General features: G+C 41.4%; 16 protein-coding genes. 11 read left to right on the top strand and 5 right to left on the bottom strand.

Annotated features, from left to right (window positions below; all coding sequences use genetic code 11):
• Positions 1 to 113: 113 nt before the first annotated feature.
• The gene (locus BM375_RS10890) at positions 114 to 563 is read right to left on the bottom strand and encodes an HYC_CC_PP family protein (RefSeq protein WP_093365983.1); all 450 of its coding nucleotides are present in this window, start codon (positions 561 to 563) and stop codon (positions 114 to 116) included.
• A 480-nt stretch (positions 564 to 1,043) separates the two neighbouring features.
• On the opposite strand from BM375_RS10890, the gene BM375_RS10885 reads away from it, so the two are divergent.
• From BM375_RS10885 to BM375_RS10865, 5 genes are all read left to right on the top strand, one after another.
• Entirely contained in the window at positions 1,044 to 1,751 is a 708-nt protein-coding gene (locus tag BM375_RS10885; RefSeq protein ID WP_093365981.1) for a response regulator transcription factor, read from the top strand.
• Between the two features lie 5 nt (positions 1,752 to 1,756).
• Positions 1,757 to 3,112: a sensor histidine kinase gene (locus tag BM375_RS10880; RefSeq protein ID WP_093365979.1), complete on the top strand. Its 1,356-nt coding sequence runs from the start codon at positions 1,757 to 1,759 to the stop codon at positions 3,110 to 3,112.
• Between the two features lie 131 nt (positions 3,113 to 3,243).
• Positions 3,244 to 3,756, top strand: a complete 513-nt coding sequence (locus BM375_RS10875; RefSeq protein WP_093365977.1) for a hypothetical protein — start codon at positions 3,244 to 3,246, stop codon at positions 3,754 to 3,756.
• Positions 3,749 to 4,237 (top strand): hypothetical protein, encoded by a 489-nt coding sequence (locus tag BM375_RS10870; protein ID WP_093365976.1) that lies wholly within the window; start codon positions 3,749 to 3,751, stop codon positions 4,235 to 4,237. Before BM375_RS10875 ends, BM375_RS10870 begins: the two co-directional genes overlap by 8 nt.
• Positions 4,221 to 4,970: a YoaK family protein gene (locus BM375_RS10865; RefSeq protein ID WP_093365974.1), complete on the top strand. Its 750-nt coding sequence runs from the start codon at positions 4,221 to 4,223 to the stop codon at positions 4,968 to 4,970. The genes BM375_RS10870 and BM375_RS10865 overlap by 17 nt, the downstream gene beginning before the upstream one ends.
• Before the next feature lie 70 nt (positions 4,971 to 5,040).
• On the opposite strand, the gene BM375_RS10860 is transcribed toward BM375_RS10865, so the two are convergent.
• The 3 genes from BM375_RS10860 to BM375_RS10850 form a co-directional block, all read right to left on the bottom strand.
• Positions 5,041 to 5,742, bottom strand: coding sequence for a hypothetical protein (locus BM375_RS10860; protein ID WP_093365973.1), 702 nt, complete (start codon positions 5,740 to 5,742; stop codon positions 5,041 to 5,043).
• 159 nt (positions 5,743 to 5,901) lie between these two features.
• Entirely contained in the window at positions 5,902 to 6,519 is a 618-nt protein-coding gene (locus tag BM375_RS10855) for a hypothetical protein (protein WP_139227567.1), read from the bottom strand.
• A 718-nt stretch (positions 6,520 to 7,237) separates the two neighbouring features.
• Complete coding sequence (locus BM375_RS10850) at positions 7,238 to 8,197, bottom strand: helix-turn-helix domain-containing protein (RefSeq protein ID WP_093365970.1); 960 nt, start codon at positions 8,195 to 8,197, stop codon at positions 7,238 to 7,240.
• Between the two features lie 514 nt (positions 8,198 to 8,711).
• Here BM375_RS10850 and BM375_RS10845 point away from each other — a divergent pair.
• Positions 8,712 to 9,809, top strand: a complete 1,098-nt coding sequence (locus BM375_RS10845) for a mandelate racemase/muconate lactonizing enzyme family protein (protein ID WP_093365968.1) — start codon at positions 8,712 to 8,714, stop codon at positions 9,807 to 9,809.
• A 12-nt stretch (positions 9,810 to 9,821) separates the two neighbouring features.
• Positions 9,822 to 10,835, top strand: a complete 1,014-nt coding sequence (locus tag BM375_RS10840) for a LacI family DNA-binding transcriptional regulator (protein ID WP_093365967.1) — start codon at positions 9,822 to 9,824, stop codon at positions 10,833 to 10,835.
• 288 nt (positions 10,836 to 11,123) lie between these two features.
• On the opposite strand, the gene BM375_RS10835 is transcribed toward BM375_RS10840, so the two are convergent.
• Complete coding sequence (locus BM375_RS10835; RefSeq protein ID WP_093365965.1) at positions 11,124 to 12,434, bottom strand: MFS transporter; 1,311 nt, start codon at positions 12,432 to 12,434, stop codon at positions 11,124 to 11,126.
• Between the two features lie 400 nt (positions 12,435 to 12,834).
• Here BM375_RS10835 and BM375_RS10830 point away from each other — a divergent pair, with 400 nt between their 5' ends.
• The 4 genes from BM375_RS10830 to BM375_RS17195 are packed head-to-tail and all read left to right on the top strand — an operon-like array spanning position 12,835 to position 20,326.
• Positions 12,835 to 14,733, top strand: a complete 1,899-nt coding sequence (locus BM375_RS10830; protein WP_093365964.1) for an alpha-amylase family glycosyl hydrolase — start codon at positions 12,835 to 12,837, stop codon at positions 14,731 to 14,733.
• A gap of 25 nt (positions 14,734 to 14,758) precedes the next feature.
• On the top strand, positions 14,759 to 17,767 hold the full coding sequence (locus BM375_RS10825; protein ID WP_093365962.1) for a SusC/RagA family TonB-linked outer membrane protein: 3,009 nt from the start codon (positions 14,759 to 14,761) through the stop codon (positions 17,765 to 17,767).
• Between the two features lie 18 nt (positions 17,768 to 17,785).
• Positions 17,786 to 19,336: a RagB/SusD family nutrient uptake outer membrane protein gene (locus BM375_RS10820; protein ID WP_170852642.1), complete on the top strand. Its 1,551-nt coding sequence runs from the start codon at positions 17,786 to 17,788 to the stop codon at positions 19,334 to 19,336.
• 15 nt (positions 19,337 to 19,351) lie between these two features.
• Positions 19,352 to 20,326 (top strand): cadherin repeat domain-containing protein, encoded by a 975-nt coding sequence (locus tag BM375_RS17195; protein ID WP_170852641.1) that lies wholly within the window; start codon positions 19,352 to 19,354, stop codon positions 20,324 to 20,326.
• Positions 20,327 to 20,330 lie beyond the last annotated feature (4 nt).

The following is a 20,330-nucleotide window of genomic DNA, read 5'->3' as shown; positions in this document are numbered from 1 at the left end:
AATTATTCTTAATCATGAGCATAATGCTCGTTTTTGGTCACTTATCTCCATGTCTTAAAGGACAGGAAAAAAGAAACATACGACAAAAAGTACGTTACGAAAGAATAAAAAAATCAAATCCGGAAATTACAATGGACAAGATAAGGAGGTTGGGTAGGGGTAATGTTTGCTAATCTATCGGAGATAGTTGCTGATTCGGTTATTTCGATGTCATCATGAAATACAACAATCCAAAATAGGGTAAGGGTGGTTGGAGTAAGTGTAGGGAAAGAAAAACCAGTCGATGCACTTTCCACTTTCTCTTGACCTTTCTTCAGATCAAGAACAATATCATTACAACAATCTTTAGAAGTGTGGTCACACTTGTCATCATGGGTATGCTGATGTTCCTCGGAGCCATCATGATGGTGATCTAAGCATATAGAGCAGCTTGCATGATGATTTTCTATTCCTTCTTGCAATAGGAAAACTTGGGTTCCATGACATTGATGCATGTAAACCGTGGCACCTGTTGATGTCAAGGCATAAAAAAATAGCAATATGCAGGCAATGAATGCTCTCATGTTTTACAAAGATATAAAATTAAACTTTTCATTTCTAATGGAATATTGTGAGAAAGTTAAAAAATGTGGAAAACTTAATTGGATAGCTTCGTTTAAAATAAATAATTTTAACTCATGAGAGTTATAAGCAGAGTATAAGCCATATTTTACAATGAAAGAGTTCATCTTACAACCGACAGTATTGATTCCCTGTGTCGTCATTCTTGTTTTCATGGCGGTACTTATTCATAGGGTTTACTTTAAGTACGTCAATCATTTGTAGATTTGACAAACATAATATTATGTTTGCTCCTTTGATAGCATTGTCTGGAGGATAATCTTTTTCGGACTTTCAGCTTAATCTAAAGCGGCGGTCTTGCCCTCTTTACCTGTTTCCTAATTTTAAGATCTTGCGCCTTTCAAATCCTGTCTCCTTATTTTTTAAACGTTATTCCCCCTAAATTTTATATTTTAGCAAAACATCGATTTACGAAACAAGTCATGAACGGGAAACAAATATTGCTGATTGAAGATGAACGGAATGTTGCAGATGTCATTATTCAGGGACTGGAGGAAGATGGTGCAACGGTCTTTCATGCCACGAATTATGAAAAAGGACTTCACCTTTTACAGACCAATAAAGTGGATCTTGTTATTCTTGATGTGCTGCTTCCGGAAACGAACGGATTGGATATCTGTAAGAACTTTCGCGCATTAGGTTATACCAATCTGCCTATCCTGATGGTTACTGCGTTGGGCGGTCCGGAGAATGTCGTTCTGGGGCTCGATAGCGGAGCGGACGATTATCTGTCTAAACCCTTTAAATTAATAGAGCTTAAGGCGCGTGCTCGTACATTAATCCGCAGAAACCAAGAAATGAGCAAATATGCGCAGCTTGTTGAACAACATCGCTACGTATACAAATTTATTGAGATGGACGATTATAAAAAAGTAGCTTACATAGATGGACAGGAACTGAATTTAACGGCTACCGAATACCGCCTGTTGTTACTTTTTATTCAGTCGCCGCAAAAAGTGTTTCAACGGAGTGAACTATTGGATAAAATATGGGGAATCAATTTTGACATTGGTTCTAATGTAGTGGATGTGTATGTGAATTATTTGCGCCGAAAGATAGAGAAAGCTATACCTATAAAAGCTATTCATACAGTGATTGGGATGGGATATGTGTTAAAGATAGACGAATAGACCACATGGGGAATTATAACAGGACTTTATACGCGTTGATTGCCATATTGGTCATTTATACCGTGTCGTTCGTGGCATTTATCATGTATTCGATTACTAATTTTGCCTTCTCCGATTTTTATAAACGATTGGATTTCCGAAGAAATCTTGCCTCAGAACGTATGCTGAATGGTAAGGCAGATGAACCGAATTGGTCATTAAATTATCTGGAAGAGCTACATAATCAACGAGAGTTTATCGTCGAATTAGATGAGCGATTACATGTTGTCCGTGATAGCGGTTTTGATAAATCGTTGTGGGAACGGGTAAATAAGAAGGGAGAGACCAATTTTAAGGAAGGTAATACTTTTTATTCTACCAAATTGTATCAGCAGCAAGGCAAGAGCTATATTGTGGGTGTTTCGGCAGAAAACTATTTTTATACCCACCATCTGCGCTATCTGCAGAATCTGCTACTTATAGCACTGGTTTTGGGATTGTTGTTCGTTACAGTTGTTTCCTTATTGGTAAAACGATCTTTTATCCGGCCGATTACGGGCTTGATCGATGAGGTGAAAAAGATAGGGTCAGAAAACCTTTACCTTCGTTTGAGCGAGGACAAATATACCGGGGTTTTGAAGAAATTGGCCAATACGTTTAACCGGATGCTGAATCGGGTAGAGACATCCTTTGAAACGCAGAAAAACTTTATCAGTAATGCTTCTCATGAGCTGAATACCCCTTTGACATCCATCATTGGGATAGCTGATCTTACCCTTTCTAAGGACAGGGCAGTCGATGAGTATAAATCGGCTATGCAAAAGATTATTGATGCTGCAGAGAATTTGGAAAAAAAGACAAATGCTTTGTTGCTATTGGCGAGAACAGGTTATGAAAAAGGTAATAAGCTGAACTTTAAGCCCGTTCGTATTGACCAGATTGTGATGGATGCGGAGATGTCGGTTAAGGCGATTAATGAGCGGTTTCATATTAAAACAGACTTTAGTATGCTTCCTGAAGATAGCATGAAGCTTAAGGTGAATGGATTGGGGCCATTGCTTCAATTGGCTATTTCAAATGTGGTTTCCAATGCCTGTAAGTATTCTCCGGATCATACCGCTTATGTAGCACTTGGTGCTTTTGAAAATGGTATTCTCATTCTTGTTAGAGATGAAGGGATAGGTATCCCTGAGTCGGATTTGTCCCATATTTATGATCCTTATTTCAGGGCTTCCAATGCACAGCATTTTTCAGGATATGGTATCGGGCTACCCTTAGCTCGCAATATTATTAAAATGCACGAAGGTACGTTATCCGTCAGTTCCGTTTTAGGAAAAGGTACGACGGTACGGATAGAATTGCCAACTTTTACACCTTTTTAATGTCTTTTTAATCCTGCTTTTTTCTTTTAATCCCAGTTTAATCTCCCTCCGGAAAGTTTAATGGAATTCTAATAGAGGTTTCATGCTGTTGCTATGAAGCTACTCTAACTTTGTGACCAAACAAAGAAAGAATGATACAACGTGTGCTTATTCCGAGTGATTTTACGGTAAACTCCCTCCGGATAGTTTTGGAGTATATCGAAAATAGTGGCGATCAGCAGGTGGAGATGGTCTTGGTTAGCGGCTATAAATTAGACAGTTCTATTGGCATGTTATTAGGCTTTTCCACTGCTGATCATATAGCAGATTTGCAGGATGAAGATTTTCTGAAAGGCTGTGAGATGATTAAATCACGATTTAAGGACAAGGTGGTGGAGATTTACGGGGATTGTATGGTCTCTAAGAATAGTCGTTACGTACGAAACTATATTAAGGGTGCAAAATTCTCACAGATTGTCCTTCCGGAAGCATTTGAATTTACCCATACTCCGAATAGTTTTGATGTCGTTGAGGTGTTGCAAACTTTGCCATTTTCTGGTGTTCCGGAAGTGGTCACGGTTCAGATGCAAGATGCAAATTTGCAAGAGCACGATGGATTAGACAGTTTCTTCTTTCGGAAAAATTGGAGGTTTAGCTATGAGTAGAGACGTGTTAATTAAGATCAATTATTTTCTTGTTGCCTTTTGGCTTATAGGAGCGTCCTTGATTGTGATGCATTTTGAAAGCCCTGAAAAGCTTATTCAAGGTGAATGGGTAGAGAAAGAATGGAGGCTGGAGAAGGAAGATCTTCATGGAACCGATGATTTGCAGATACAAGCAGCATTACGGAAGGAAATCTTACGCAATGTCGAGGATCTGCATCTCGGCATCTGGAAATTTTATGAGAATGGCACTTTACGTTCCACAACACCCGAACAGGGAAGTGAGATTGAATGGTTTATCAAAGGACGTGGGCACGTTTTGGAACTTCGTAGGGAAGGCAAGCAGATTGAGAGCTTTCAAATACAGCAGATTAGTAAAGACCGCCTGGTGCTTCATCTGAATTTTGATTTGCAGGTGAAAGGAATTATAGAAATTGTTTTAGAAAGAAAGGAACGGGGAGAACAATATGCTGAGAAAGTATAGTAATCATAGAACACAGTCGGATAATATGAAGCTGGGCGCTTTGACCGCCTTTTCAGCGGGTATGGTCAATGTCGCGTCTGTCACCGTTTTCTTTGCGTTTACTTCTAACATTACGGGATATTATGCTGTATTTGCACAGGAGTTAAGTAAAGGCAACTGGTATCAGGGAGCTGTCGTACTATTATGGATACTGCTGTTTTTTATCGGTAGTTTCCTGTCCAACTTTGTGATAATTCAGGGGAAAGGTCGATGGAGCCAATATATCTCCCATGCTATTCCTGTTGTTTTGGAGTTCCTGAGTATTTTGTTTGTTGGTTTATATTTGGATTTTTTTTATCAAAATTCGCTTCAGGAAACCGAATTTCTTGTGGGCGCTTTGCTTTTTGCCATGGGATTGCAGAACGGCCTCACCGCGAGTATCTCCAACTCTGTAGTGAAAACTACGCACCTTACCGGACTGACTACGGATTTGGCTATATTGGTATCTATGTTTAGTAAACGTGAAAACAGAAATAATAACGCTTTGGTTGACAAGTTCCACTTGTTGCTGACCATTATGTTTGCGTATGTAGCTGGCGGTCTGTTTGGCGGATTGGGATATGTATACTTTGGAAATGGAACGTTTTACCTCACTTGCGGTATTCTACTGGTCATCGCCTTGTATGATTTCTACAAGATCGGACGTATAAAGCGAATGTTTATTAAGCGTCACCAGGAGGTCTGCTCGATATGACAAAGTCTGGCGTTTTTTAGCCTGGTAAACATATAAAACTGTGCAGATCATAAGTTTTGTATGAATAGGCCTAGAATGTATCTCCAAGATCTTTTAAGTTCTTGTGAATATACGCATCGACTCGTTCTGTGCGGCGATAGGCTTTCTCGGCTTGTTCCTGCAGGATGTTAAACATATTAAAAACTTGTTGGGCGTATTTAAAATATTCTGTTTGAAGCGTGTATACCTCGCTATGTGCATCAAAAAAGGCCTGTTGGTCATCGTCCAATGAAATAATGTCTATCGAAACCTCTTCATAACGGCGGAATACTTCATGGATAAGGTCGGAATCCTCATCGTAGCACCAGTCTTCGTGTTCATAAATAAAATCCGCCCAGTTATTGTACCAAGTTATTTCCGGAATGATTTCCTCCCGTAATTTATTTAAGGTATCGGAATGTGCAAGCACTTCCGTGTTAAATTCATCGATATGTATGCTGAATTCTTCTTCAATCTTAGGCAGATGAGGATGATGGGCAATTTTTAGTCCGGCTTCTAAAAAATCCAGTTGCTGTTCAATAGCGTATAGTTTATATTCCAGTTCAGTGATTTTGATATCCAAGTCAAATAAGGTATCCTTATGTGTGCGTAGATTGCTTTTGGCTTCCCAAGTTTTGTCATGCTGGGCATAATAGCTGTTTAGCGCCGCTTGTTCAAAGTCGGTAATTGGTTTGCTGCTGTCGAAGCGGAGGATAATGGTACGTAAGGGATGCTCTTTGATGGTTTCTTTCATAATGCTATTGACGAGTCGGGTGTATGTGTCTTTAAAGTTACGAATTAATATGTTCACCCAAAAGGGTAGTGCTGCTTCCTTTCGGCTATCCGTCTTTATGGATTCCGTCTGGTTTTGTAGCACTATCCTCCGGGGTGAACATTGATTAACAGATATCTGTTACAGTGCAAAGGTGCTTACCACTTCACTGTAATTCGGCTCTGTACTCTTGCCCAAATAGGTAACGCGAAACTCATATTCTTGAAATGTTTCCAGATTTGGAATTTCCACTACCGATCGGGTGCTCAATACTTTCTGCCAGGGGAGTTCTGTGTTTTTCTTTTTAAACTCAAACTGATAGTATCGGGCTTGTTTCCAAGGCTTGACCTTTGCTTTGATGCGAGATGTGCCTAATCCCTGAGGCTCGACTTCCAGCTGCTGTGCCTTTGGATTCCAATCATCTCCCGGGGTTGGGTCCTTGGACGGTAAGAACCCCGCACTGAGGATAATGGTATTGTTGCCCCGAGCAATGGTGTCCACATATTTGGACAGCTCATTAATCAGGAATTCCAGCTCTTTGCGTTTTTCATTACGAAAGGAAATCGCTCGTCTGTCGTTGAAGGAAGCTTCGGTAACGCTGTTTCTGTAAACAAGTACTGCAGCTTCTAAAGCGGTTAAGCTGGGCGTTGGCGTGGCAAAGATCTCATTGTTTTCTCCCATTTTGGCAATGATCTCTTCTGCATACTGAATCAATTTAGCGGCGTCTAAATTGTTGAAATTTGTAGTTGGCTTTTTCATGCTCTTTTTTCTTTTAAATGTTAAATATTCAATTTGTTGATATATATCTATATCGTTAGCTAACAATACAAAAGTGGGGCTAATATTTTCGTTATAGGGGGTAAAAATGGGTCAATTTTCGGGGGGTATCGAAATTTTTTTTGACCCATTTTTACCCCCTGGTTTAGTGTCTGTTTTGACTAAAAATCTTTCTTTAATAGGTTTTAAACGGTGTTTTTTGTTTTTATTTTGCTGTCAATTGTGGTTGACAAAAGTCTTACTAAATCCAAATTAGTCATTACTAAATCGAAATTAATCATTACTAAACGGGGATTAGTGGTTGGAAAATCCTAATTGGTGGACAGTAGATCTAAATTAGGTAGGACTAAATCTGAATTGTTGGATTGTAAATCTGCATCGGTCATTACTAAACAGAGATTAGTGGTTGATAAATACGGATTGGGGGTCTGTAAAACCAAATTTGTTAGGATGGAGCCTGAATTGGTGATCTAGAAATTTGTGTCAGTCATTACCAGACTGAGATGAGTGTTTTGTAAATCTGAATAGGTGGTTCTTAAACCCAGAATGGTCATCACTAGATTGAAAACAGTACTCGTCAAATTCTAGTCGGAGCCCACTAAACTCAACTTATAAAGTAGTAAAGCTGAGTATGGTAATACTAAATTGAAATCCCTGCTTACAAAATCCGAACCAGGTGTAGGTAAATTTGTTTGTCTGTTTACTTTTTGTTTTGACTTTTCAATCGTTCCTCATTTGGTGTACAGTTAAAATGGGCTTTATACGTTTTGGTGAAATACTTTCGATCTGTAAAATACAGTTGAAAGGCAATATCTTCTATGTTCTGGGCAGTTGTTTGCAGCAACTCTCGGGCCTTGTATAATCGAATTAATTGGATTGAGCCGCTTATGGATTTATTTCGCCCTGTAAAAGCCCGGTTCAGGGTGCTTAATGATACGTTCAGTGCATTTGCTATGTGGCTACGGTTCAGTTCAGGATCTAAAAAATTCTTTTGGATATATGCAACGGCTTGATGGTATAATGCTAGGTCGCCTGCCAGCGTAGATCGCATGGCCGATTGCACCTGTTGCTGGTATTGTTCTATCAACAGGCATATCAGATGGTGTAGTTTGATTGTAAAGGTATAGGGTGTTGTGTGCAATTGCTGTACTTTTTCCAGAAGCCGTTTTTCCCGATAACCTATGGTAAGGGATGTCGGGGTGGGATGTGAGGACTGTATTTGGAATAATAAAGGGAATTCTTCCTTGAGCTGATCAACAGCATTATGCGTGATGCCGATAAATAGCAGGCGGTTCTTTCCGCGGTCGACCTGTACCAATGTACTTTCACCTCTACTAACGAAACCATTGTATTGACCCGATTGCCATTTGTTGGAAGCGGAGAGAAGCGGCATGCTGGTGTGTCCAAGAAATTGGTAAACCAGCCAAAAGGTTTGTTGTTCATGTAATAATTCAAAAGAAGTAAGCGTGTCGGTGGTTCCTTTAACTTCTATTAGACGTAAATAATCGATTTCATACCCCACTGCGTAGAGACCAGTTGTAATAGGGACAGCTCTTTTCCCATTTAAGAAGCGTAAATACAGGTCGTCTAAAGTAACCGGTGTTCGTAGTTCTTTCGTCGAAGGACAAGTAACAATAAAAAACGGGTTCTTATGCATCATTCAATAAGTAGTTAGCTGTTCGAGTGCAATTCAAATTGTCGCACTTTGTCATCTCGTCATAGCTCTCGTCTGAGAAGCTGTTTAAAAATTAAAAAAACTTCGTTTGTCTATCCTTCGACAAGCTCAGGATGACACATGAGTGGTTTTTGTCACACTGAGCTCTGTCGAAGTTCGGCAAAAACAGAAATTTAAACAGTCTCATAGCCGAGACAAGTTGTCGAAGATACGAGACATCGATTTTAAAAAAGTGTGATAAATAGATTCCTCCTATCGTCGGAATGACAAAAAGAACGATGGACTTGCGACAATTTGGCTGCCCTCAATATACGGAGAATTTCTTGAATTTGGGGAATGCAGGAAAATACGCTTTGCTGCTTTTAAATAATAACGGGTTGGGAGCGTATTAAATCAATGAAATCTGTTCTGTAGAATTAAATCTACGAAAACAATCAATTTTATTTATTAGCTTTAAATCCGAATTAAGCTTTTTATTATAAACGATTTTCAGCATTAAATGATTATTACCGAAATAGAGATATATCGTCTCCGTATTCCTATGGAGCCTTTTGTGATAGCTACAGGGACAATGGATTATGCGCAGAACACCTTTATCCGTGTGTATACTGACCATGGCATCTATGGTGTGGGTGAGTGTTCAGCTTTTCCAATGATCGTGGGCGAGACACAGGAAACCTGTTTGGTGGTGGCACAGGACTTTGCCCGTATCTGGAAAGGGAAAGATGCGTTGGATATTTCTGCCCGTATGGCGGAACTGGACCTATATATAGCGAGGAATACGACTATTAAATCGGCTTTTGATATGGCGCTGCATGATTTGGCTGCTAAACATGCCAACATGCCTTTGTATCGTTTCTTAGGTGGGAAACCTCGAGAAATTGTCACAGATATTACGATAGGGATAGCCTCGCCAGAAGAAATGGCAGTAAAAGCTTTGCACTTAAAGGACAATGGTGCAGAAGCACTGAAAGTAAAGTTGGGGAAAAGGCCACAGGATGATGTGGCACGTATTCGCGAAATAAGAAAAGCAGTAGGCTTTGACATCCCTATTCGTATTGATGCCAATCAAGGTTGGACTTTTGACGGCGCTGTAGAAGCACTTAACGGTCTAGAACCTTTTAAGATACAATTTTGCGAACAGCCTATGCGTACTTACAATGACCACCTGTTGACCGAGTTACGGAGTCAGACTATTGTACCTATTATGGCGGATGAATCTGTTTATTCTCATAGGGATGCAGAGCGACTCTGTCGTAATGATGCTTGTGATTATGTGAATATTAAATTTTCCAAATCGACAGGAATTGCTGAAGCTTTAAGAATTCAAGAAGTTTGTGCGGAATATGGTATAGCGTGTATGATCGGTGGGATGTTGGAATCGAGATTGGCACTGGCTGCGAAGGTGCATTTTGCCTATGCGGCTCCCAATGTGAAATTTTATGATTTGGACACCTGTATGGTTGGCCATTTGGAAGACCCAGTGGTAGGTGGTGTGCAATATGAAGGTTATCATATTCGCATTTCCGATGAGGTTGGTATTGGAGCGGATATAGACGCCGCATTCTTGAATACTTGTGAGAAATGGGTCATTTAAAAACGAGCGAAAATGGGGAAAATAGATATCATTAAACTTGCGGAGGCTCTGAACCTTTCCAAATCTACGGTTTCACGTGCTTTTCGGGATAGCAGCGATATCAATCCTCAGACTAAGGAACGTATTCTGAAGATGGCTAAAGAGCTGAATTATCAGCCGAATCATTATGCTAGTAACCTGCGGGAACAGCGTAGTAAGACCATCGCGGTTGTGGTGCCCGAATTGGCTAATAACTATTTCACACAGATTATACAAGGTGTAGAGAAGGTCGCCAAAACAGAGGGTTACCATATTTTGATATATGTCACTGATGACGATATAGAAAAAGAGCGTGATTTTATCCGGAGCTTGTCCAATGGGCGAGTAGACGGAGTTGTGATGTCGGTAACTGGTGAGTCCACAGATCACAGTTATTTACAACACATCAATTTTGAGCGATTGCCCATAGTGTTTTTTGATCGTACTTATGATGATATTGATGCGCCAAAAGTGGTCACGGACGATTACCATAGTAGTTTTATGGCTACAGAACATTTGCTGGAGAACGGTTGTGAGCGGATAGCCTATTTGGTAGTTAATAAAGAACAATCTATTGGTAAGACAAGGATGCAGGGTTATGTGGATGCATTAAAAAAGCACGGCATGCCGCTGTTGGAGGGTTTGGTGGTCGATTGTTCGAATTCTTATACTGAAAACGATGAGATTATTGGTCATTTTCTTTTGAGACATGCTCCAGATGGTGTGTTGGCATCGGTAGAGCGTTTGGCTTTTTCTACTTATTATGCTTGTAAGCGTTTGGAGATCGATATCCCTCAAGATTTGAAACTGATTGCCTTTTCTAGTTTAGAAATAGCTTCTTTGCTTGACCCGGCCCTGTCCACCATTCGGCAGCCTGCTGTTGATATTGGTGAACGTTCCGCCCATATTCTATTGAAACAGCTCGCAGGTCACGTATTAGAAGAATCTGAAAGGAGGGTTGTGCTCAACTCTGAACTGGTTGTACGTGCGTCTTCGGGAATGAAGTAAGGCTATAACTTGCTTTTGTTATAAGTCCTATCCCCACCTGTCCTTAGAGTTAGCGAAGCGTTCTAAGGATGAAGAATTAGGGTAGTCTGAGACTACCTGATATAAAAGCCCTTAGTCCCCGACACAATATCCCAGCCCGACAGACTAAGGACAGTAAGGTTGGTTTCCTTGGTCGTTAGACAGGTAGCAGACTATACACTCCCTCTCCTTGGGAGAGGGTTGGGGAGAGGATCATAAAGCAGTTCCACCTATCCTTAAAGCTAGCGAAAGCACGCTAAGGATGCAGAATTAAGATGATTTCCTCAAAAAAAGTGTTGAAATAGTGGCTAACAACATCATAACACCTGATAAAAGAATAGCGTAAATTGCTTGTTGTTGAAAGACCTCCTTCACTAGCCAGCCTCCTATTAACCCATTGATAATCTGTGGTAAGGTGATGAAAAAATTGAATAAACCAATGTAAATACCTTTTTTATCGGGGGGCAATATCTGTGCCAACAACGCATAGGGTGTTGCTAGGATACTTGCCCAAGCAATGCCGATAGCAATCATCGGTATTAATAATAGGGAGCTATTTTCAATAAAAAAGATAGAAATAAAGCCTAACGCACCTAAAAATAGAGAGAGCGCATGTGTGTACACCTGACCAAGCCTGTTATAAACATAAGGGAGTGCCAAAGCAATCACTGTGGCTACAAAACTATAGATGCCAAACAGCAATCCGGTCAGGTTGCCTGCATCGGCATAAGCTTCGGAAGAGGCATCGAGCACAGGAAGTTTGTAAATATGCTGTGCTAAGGCAGGTGTAGTGTATACCCACATCGTAAATAAAGCAAACCAAGAGAAAAACTGTACGATGCCGATTTTGATCATTGGGAAAGGCATTTGCCGAATATCCTGAATGATCTGCTGAAAACCTTTTGCGGATTGTTCAGTATAGGTGTGAGAAAGAGGTTTAGGTTTTTCCTTAACAGTGAAGAGTGTCCATAATAAACACAACAGGAGAATGAGCGCGCCAATGTAAAAGGACCAGCTTACATTATCAGGTATTGCGCCTGTTGCGGTGATTTTGTTTACATGAAAATATTCTGCCAATATATAAGGTAATATTGAGCCGATTATAGCCCCTACGCCGATAAGAAACGTCTGCATGGCATAGCCCAATCCTTGCTGCTCCGGAGGGACAAGATCGCTGACCAAAGCACGTAGTGGATGCATGCTTGTATTAAAAGCCGTGTCTACCACAATCATAAGAAAGACACCTAGAAGGAGTGGGGGTATGAGATGAGTAAACAGATTAGCGTTGGGAAGAAACAGCAAAGCTAAGGCGGCAATACAACCACCAAGCAGTAGATAGGGCTTACGTCTACCGAGGGAAGTCCACGTCCGATCGCTATAGTAACCTACTATAGGTTGTATAATCATCCCGGTTAACGGAGCGACTAGCCAAAAAAGAGAAAGGTGTTCCAGATGCGCGCCGAAGGTCTGTAAAATGCGGGACACGTTGCCTGCTTGCAATGCAAAACCAAGTTGAATACCCAGAAAACCGATACTGATGTTTGTCATCTGTAATAGATTGGGCAGCTTGTTGCTCTTCATGCGTTGCGGTTATCTGTTTGCTTTAGTTGTCAGTGTATAAATATGCAAATTAATTTTGATACCTCGTGAATTGTTGCCTGGCTTCTTTTGTCGTGTATACGCATATTGGGTTAATTGGAGCGACTAAGAGTAGACTTCTGGTTCAGAAACTGCAAGGAGCAGACTTCCGAAGTTTTTAAAACTTCGGAAGTCTTTTGTTGTGTAAAAACAATATGCGTTTGCCCCGACTTCACACCGAAAAAACCAGTGCTGAAATTTAACGACTTATCCAGAACAGACAAAAAAATATTATCTTTCGTTTGGAAGGTTGAAAAGTATTTTCTAATTTTACATTGAACGTTCGGGAACGTTCCCAAGAAATAAACGCTAACAAATTCTAAAGAGAAGAGCTACCAAGTATATGAACAGGTCTATTGTTGTTTTTTACCTTATCGTATTATTTATAGGTTTTCAAGCCTGTGATAAGAAAGGTGTAACTCCTCCAGGAGAGGAAATTCCTGTTCCGTCAACACTGCCATCCGGCGTAGCTGAAGGTGGGGTGACATGGGATAAAGGTTCCAGAAAAGCCACATTTACCTTGATTGCCCCTAATAAAAAATCGGTGAATCTAATTAGCAGTCTGCATGATTTCAAACCGACTGATGCGAACAAGATGCATGTAGCATCTGATGGTCAGACGTGGTGGTTGACCGTAGAGAATCTGCCTACGTCAGGACATGTGACCTATCAGTTTTTAGTCGATGGAGAATTGAAAGTGGCCGACCCATATTGTCATTTGGTGTTGGATCCGGATCATGATCGCTATATTCAAGGTGTGGATTTTCCGGCTTACCCAACCGGTAAGACCAATGGCATTGTATCCGTCTTGGAATTGGATGCGCCGGTTTATAGCTGGAAGGCTAATTCCTTTTCCCGGCCGAACCCTTATGACTTAGTTATTTATGAGTTATTGGTGCGCGATTTTGTTCAAAAACATGATTATAAAACTGTGCAGGATTCTATTCCCTACTTTCAACGTTTAGGGGTGAATGCTATACAGCTCTTGCCAGTGCAAGAATTTGAAGGCAATCTGAGCTGGGGCTATAATCCTTCTTTCCATTTGGCGGTGGATAAATATTATGGTCGGGCAAATGATTTGAAAGCATTAGTGGATGCCTTGCATGAGGCGGGGATAGCTGTTATTTTAGATGTGGTCTACAACCATGCCTTTGGACAATCGCCTCTGGCCCAACTGTTTTTTAACAATGCAGCGCCTACCGCACAGAATCCCTGGTTAAATCGTGCCGCTACCCATCCTTATAACGTGGGCTATGATTTTAACCATGAGAGTGCATTGACCAAGCAATTTGTGAAAGATGTCTTGAAGTATTGGGTAGAGGAGTTTCATGTGGATGGCTTTAGGTTTGACTTGTCGAAAGGCTTTACCCAGAAAAATTCGGGTACTTCGGAGAGTGCTGTAGGTGCATGGTCTGCTTATGATGCATCACGTGTGCAGATATGGAAAGAGTACAATGACTTTTTAAAGCGTTTAGATCCGGAACTGTATGTGATATTAGAACATTTTGGTGACGATCAGGAAGAACAGGAATTGGCGGAAGAAGGCATGTTCCTGTGGAATAACCTCAATTATGTGTTCAACGAGGCAACCATGGGCTATCACAATGATCCGAAACAATCCTCTTTCAAGCGCTTGTTTAAATCCGAGCACGGTTTTGCCAAACCTAATCTGATTACCTATATGGAGTCGCACGACGAAGAGCGTATCCAATACAAAAATCAACAATGGGGAAACAGCGCGGGCAATTATTCTGCTAAAGATTTGCCAACGGCATTGCAACGAACGGAAATGGCAGCCGCATTTCTGATGCTTTCGCCGGGACCGAAAATGATATGGCAATTTGGCGAATTGGGATATGATATTGACATTAATCATAATGGAAGGACTGGCGAAAAACCTATTCTGTGGGACTATTTAAAAGATAGTAACCGTTATGGACTTTACAAACAGTATAGCAAGTTAATTCATTGGAAACGGAGGAATACGATTTTTAGAGATGCAGCAGTGTTCGAACAGGTCGAAGGTGCGGTGAAATATTTTATCCTGAGCGAAGGGGGGCAGCAAGTTATGGTGATCGGAAACTTTGGGGTAGAATCTAATGAAATCACGATTACTGCGCAGATGGCGGGCACGTGGAAAGATAATATGACGCAAGCGAATAAGGTTTTAGCTACTGGACAAAAACTTAATTTGAAAGCTGGCGAACATTATATATTAAGTAGTACATTATTAAATAACTAAAATATAAACCAAAACAACTAAACGTATGCAAAAATTTACTCGAAGTAAAGGAGCGGCATTATGTGTTTTCTTCATGATGCTGTGGATGTATGCTTCTCAGGCAGTGGCCAGTAGCGGGCTACAAACTGCTGTGGTGAAGGGGCGTGTGGTAGATGATGCCGGAACAGCTGTAGCAGGAGCTACGGTAACGGTTAAAAATACCACTGTAGCAACTTCTACAGATGCCAGCGGAACGTATACTTTAACGAATGTGCCTTTGGGCGCACAAACGGTAACGGTCAGCATGATCGGTTATTCTTCCGTTGAACAAAGTTTGACAGTCACAGCGGGTGACAATGTGTTGGATTTCACCATTGGAAGTTCGGCAGATGAATTGGAGGAAGTTGTCGTTATCGGTTATGGTGTGGCAAAAAAGAAACAAGTGACCGGTTCTATTTCCAGTGTGACGCCAGAAGAATTTAACCGAGGTGTGGTAAGTTCTCCTGATCAATTATTAGCAGGTAAAGTTGCGGGTTTGACGGTGAACCGTTCTGGAGGTGACCCTACATCAGGATCTACAATCCAACTACGTGGTCCATCATCGTTGACGGCGAGCTCTTCGCCTCTTTATGTGATTGATGGCGTTGTTGGTGCAAATATTGAATTGGTTGCACCGGATGACATCGTGTCTATGGATGTCATGAAGGATGCTTCATCTACTGCAATTTATGGTTCGCGTGCAGCGAATGGGGTTATTTTCGTAACCACAAAAAGAGGTAAAGCAGGTGCTCCAGTATTGTCGTATAGTGGTTATGCAGCCACTGAGTCTGTAGCTAATCGTGTGAATGTATTGAGTGGGGCAGAACATAAGAAGTTTGTGGAAGACCATGGACTTGCTGTGGCAGCTAGCGAAACTGGTCACGATACAGACTGGCAGAAAGCAATTACGAGAACCGGGTTCTCACACAACCATAACCTGTCGTTGACAGGCGGTTCTGAAGGAACACGCTATAATGCTTCGGTCAATTATTTCAACAATGAAGGTATTGTGCAAAGAAATGGCGTGGAACGTATTATTGCACGGGCTGGCGTAGATCAGGATGCTTTTGACGGTCGGCTGAAATTGGCGTTCAACTTAGCCAATAGCATCAATAACTCGGATCATGTGGATTATAATATTTTCAATGGTGCTGCCCGGTACTTACCAACTTCGCCTATTTTCGGTGAAGGGTCGGATTATGCACAATATGGTGGGTATTTTCAGGTGCCTGGACGTACAAACTATATGAACCCGGTAGCCATGTTGAATCAACGTGACGAATCACGTAGTAATAGTACAGTATTGGCAAATTTTAAGGCGGATTTAAGAATTGTTGACGGATTGGTATGGACAAATGTGTTGTCTTATCAACGTTCCAATTACGATAGGAAATACTATATGCACCGTACGGATTTCGATTCAAACGCTTTGGGACGAGGATATGGAGAGCGTACAAACCTAAAGCATATTGATAAAATATTGGAAACGTATCTGAATTACTCTTTAACGAGAAATGAGCATACTTTTGATGCGATGGCAGGTTATTCCTATCAGAATACGAAGAATGATGATGGTGTATGGGCAAGATCTGTAGGCTTTATGTCAGATGATTTGGGTTCTAATAACCTAAATCTGGGGACTTTGCCGGAAGGATACAATCCATTTGTAAATACACCGTACACATTGGAATCATTACTTATTTCCTTCTATGGGCGTTTGGGCTATAGCTTTGCGGATAAATATATGTTGAGTGCTTCTGTGCGTCGGGATGGTTCTTCCAAATTTGGTGTGAACAACCGTTGGGCAACATTCCCATCTGTTTCAGCGGCTTGGCGCTTAACGCAGGAATCGTTTATGCAAGATCAGGAGATTTTCTCCGAATTGAAGTTGAGAGCTGGTTATGGGGTTTCGGGTAACCAAAACATCGCTCCTTACCGTCAGATTGTCGTCTTTGGTCCGCAAAATGGGCAGTTCTTGTACAACGGACAGTGGATTAACGCTTACGGTGTAAACCAGAATCCAAACCCGGATTTGAAATGGGAAAGTACATCCATGTTCAACGTAGGTGTGGATTTTGAATTGTTCAAAGGCCGTTTAGGCGGTTCGGTAGAATACTACGATAAAGAAACAAATGACTTGCTTTATGAGTATGACGTACCATCACCTCCATACCAACACAACCGACTTTTGGCTAATGGTGCAACGATGAAAAACCGTGGGGTGGAAGTCGTGTTGAATGCTCGTGTGTACAGTAATGCGAATTTCTCCTACAATACAACGGTGAACTTTGCACGTAACATCAATGAAGTAGGTTCCCTATCTTCCAATATCGAAAATATCGGTGTATCACAACGTTATGAGGGAGGTGTTGGTCTAGAAGGTTGGACAGGACAGACAGCCTCTATCGTATTACCAGGGCAACCTATTGGAACTTTCTACGTGGCGAAATACATCGGTTATGACGAAACCGCACAGCGTACAATTTACCAAAAGCCTTCTGGTGAATTGGTGACACAAGATCAGATTTCAGCACCAGACGATTACCAGATCATGGGGCATGCTTTACCTAAGTTTACTTATGCGTGGAATAACACTTTGCGTTATAAAAACTGGGATTTGAATATCTTCTTACGTGGTATGTACGGTAATCAAATTTTCAATGCTACACGTGCAGACTTATCACGCTTGCAACAAGCCAATGTGACTAATATTTCTAAAGATGCGGTAAAAGAAGGTATCTATGAAACACCATTGATTGCTTCCAGTCGCTTCATCGAAGATGGTTCGTTCTTACGTCTGGATAATGCTACATTGGGCTACCGCTTTAATGTGAGCAATGCGAAACATTTTAAACAAGCACGTATTTACGTAACCGGACAAAATTTGTTTGTGTTGACCGATTATACAGGTGTCGATCCAGAAGTAAGCTTGGGGGGGTTAGCTCCAGGACTTGACAACAGAAATTACTATCCGCGGACGAGATCGTTTATCATGGGCGTTAACTTAACATTTTAACACTAAACGGAAATGAAGATGAAATTTAATAAATTATATATATTGCTTTTTGCAGGTGCGCTGTGTACAGGTACATCGTGTACAAAATTTGATGTGGACATGCACTCTGCTTATACAGACGATACTTTTCCTAAAACCCCGGATCAATTCGTGGCGGTGACTGGGCCAGTTTATACTTCGGCACGTGGGTATTTTGGCGATTATTTCGATTTGCAAACAGCAGGTTCTGACGAAGTTGTAATCCCGACACGTGGGGGAGACTGGTTTGATGGGGGAAAATGGCGTGACATGCATTTTCATTCTTGGTCACCTTCTCATGAGGTTGTGCGCAACGCCTGGAATTGGGGATTCAATGCTATCGGTACCTGTAACCAGGTATTAGGTATATTGGAAAATGCGGAAGATTCTGACCAAAAGAACCAGACGTTGGCTGAAATCAAGACCATGCGCGCCTGGTACTATTATTTGATGATGGATACCTACGGAAATGTTCCTTTGGTAACCACATTCGATACAGGGAATGAATTGCCTTCAACCACACCTCGAGCACAGGTCTATGAATTTGTAGTGACAGAATTGGAGGCGAATTTAGCCTTATTGAGCGAAGAAAAATCGGAAGCAACCTATGGTCGTCCAACGAAATGGTTTGCGCACGCGTTATTGGCTAAGGCTTACTTAAATGCACAAGTCTATACTGGTACAGCTAATTGGAATAAGGTAGTAGAACATGCGGATGCGGTTATTGCTTCGGGCAAATATAATTTGGAGAACGACTTCCTTGCACAGTTTATGCCTGATAATGGAGCGCAGAGCCCAGAACCTATATTCTCTATTCCATTTGATCCAGCACGTGCAGAGGGTAATCAATTGTTCAACAAAGTATTACACTATGCTCATCGCCAGACTTTTGATCTAAGTGTGAACCCTTGGAATGGTTGGAGTGCTCAACCGGCTTATTTTGATCTATTTGACGATGCAGACAACCGTACACAACAGTGGTTGGCGGGTCAGCAGTACAACTCTACCGGGCAACCATTGATTTATAATGGTATGAATATCGTGATTGATCCGTACGGATATAATCTGCTTCCTGGATCTGATTTTGATATCGGGGGGGCAGATGAAGGCGGTCGTTTAGCTGGAGCGCGTTGTGTCAAGTATTTCCCTGATAAGAACCAAGCCAATAACAACGCCGGAAATGATGTGATCGTTTTTCGCTTGGCTGATGTCTTGTTGATGAAAGCAGAAGCGATTCTGCGAGGAGCTACGAATGGTACTCGTGATCAAGCATTGGAAGCGGCGAATTTGGTGCGAAAAAGAGCATTCCCTATTAATCCGGAAAAGCACTTCACCGCTTCGTCATTGACTTTGGATGCTATTTATAAAGAACGGGCGTTGGAATTTACTTTCGAGGTGACTCGTCGTACGGATATGATACGTTTTGGAAAATGGGAGGATGCGATGTTGTTCAAACCGGCGAATTCCGGCGAGGCGTATAAGCGTTTATTCCCAATACCGGCGACAGCTTTGGCCAATAACACAAATTTGACACCGAATCCGGGATATTAAAATAAACTGAAAACGATGAAATTAGGGAAAATACATATTTACATGGGTACCTTGATGGTACTGATGATGGGCTTTATCTCCTCATGTAAGAAGGTAGAGCATGAGATAGATGATCAGATTGTCTCTATTAATGAAGGGACAGCATCTGCTATCCAAGTTGGTAAAACGCTTCGTGTTGGGTTTATCAGCAACAATGTACGAGCTTTTGATTTTAGTATAATCAAAGATGGTACTATTTTGTTAACGGAGGGCGTGAGTTTTGCAGAAAATGAAAAGATTATTTCTAAGGAGTTTGCTATTCCAAACGATGCAAGTTGGGTAGGAGAGGCACTGTTGACAGTGACTTACGATGCTGGTGGACAACGCATGGAGAAAACGAAGGCGATCGTATTCCAAGAAAGCAATCCGGAGATGTTTATTGTCGGAGGCTCCATTGGTGCAGGATGGGAGCCGTCTTTATCCATTGCGATGTCACTTTATGATGCAGAAAGCAAAACGAAGTTTGAAATTTTTGAATATATCAAAGCTTCCGATGGTGGATTCAAATTCTTGCCTACCAATACTGGATGGGATGATGCGTTTGGCGCTGGTACTACTGCCGGGACTTTGCTTCAGACAGGTGATGCAGGCAATATTGAAGCTACAGAAGACGGTTTTTACAGAGTCCGTATGGATGCTGAAGGATTGACTTACGAATTGTTGAAATTGAATTTTGGTGTTATCGGTAATGCAACACCTGGAGGTTGGGATGAAGATACCGATATGACTTTCGATGGTGGTAAAGGGACGTATACTTGGAAAGTAACCATGAATCTGGTTCCGGGAGAACTGAAATTCCGTGCGAACGATGATTGGGCGATTAACTTTGGCGGTACAGCGGCGTCACTATCGCAAGATGGGCCGAATATTGTCATCGATGCTGCAGGTACTTATGCTATCGAACTGCATTTGAATCCTGCTGGATACAGTGCCACAATTACTAAACAATAGATAG

Source organism: Sphingobacterium wenxiniae (genome assembly GCF_900116225.1).
GTDB lineage: Bacteria > Bacteroidota > Bacteroidia > Sphingobacteriales > Sphingobacteriaceae > Sphingobacterium > Sphingobacterium wenxiniae.
This window is presented reverse-complemented; position numbering and strand designations above follow the sequence as displayed.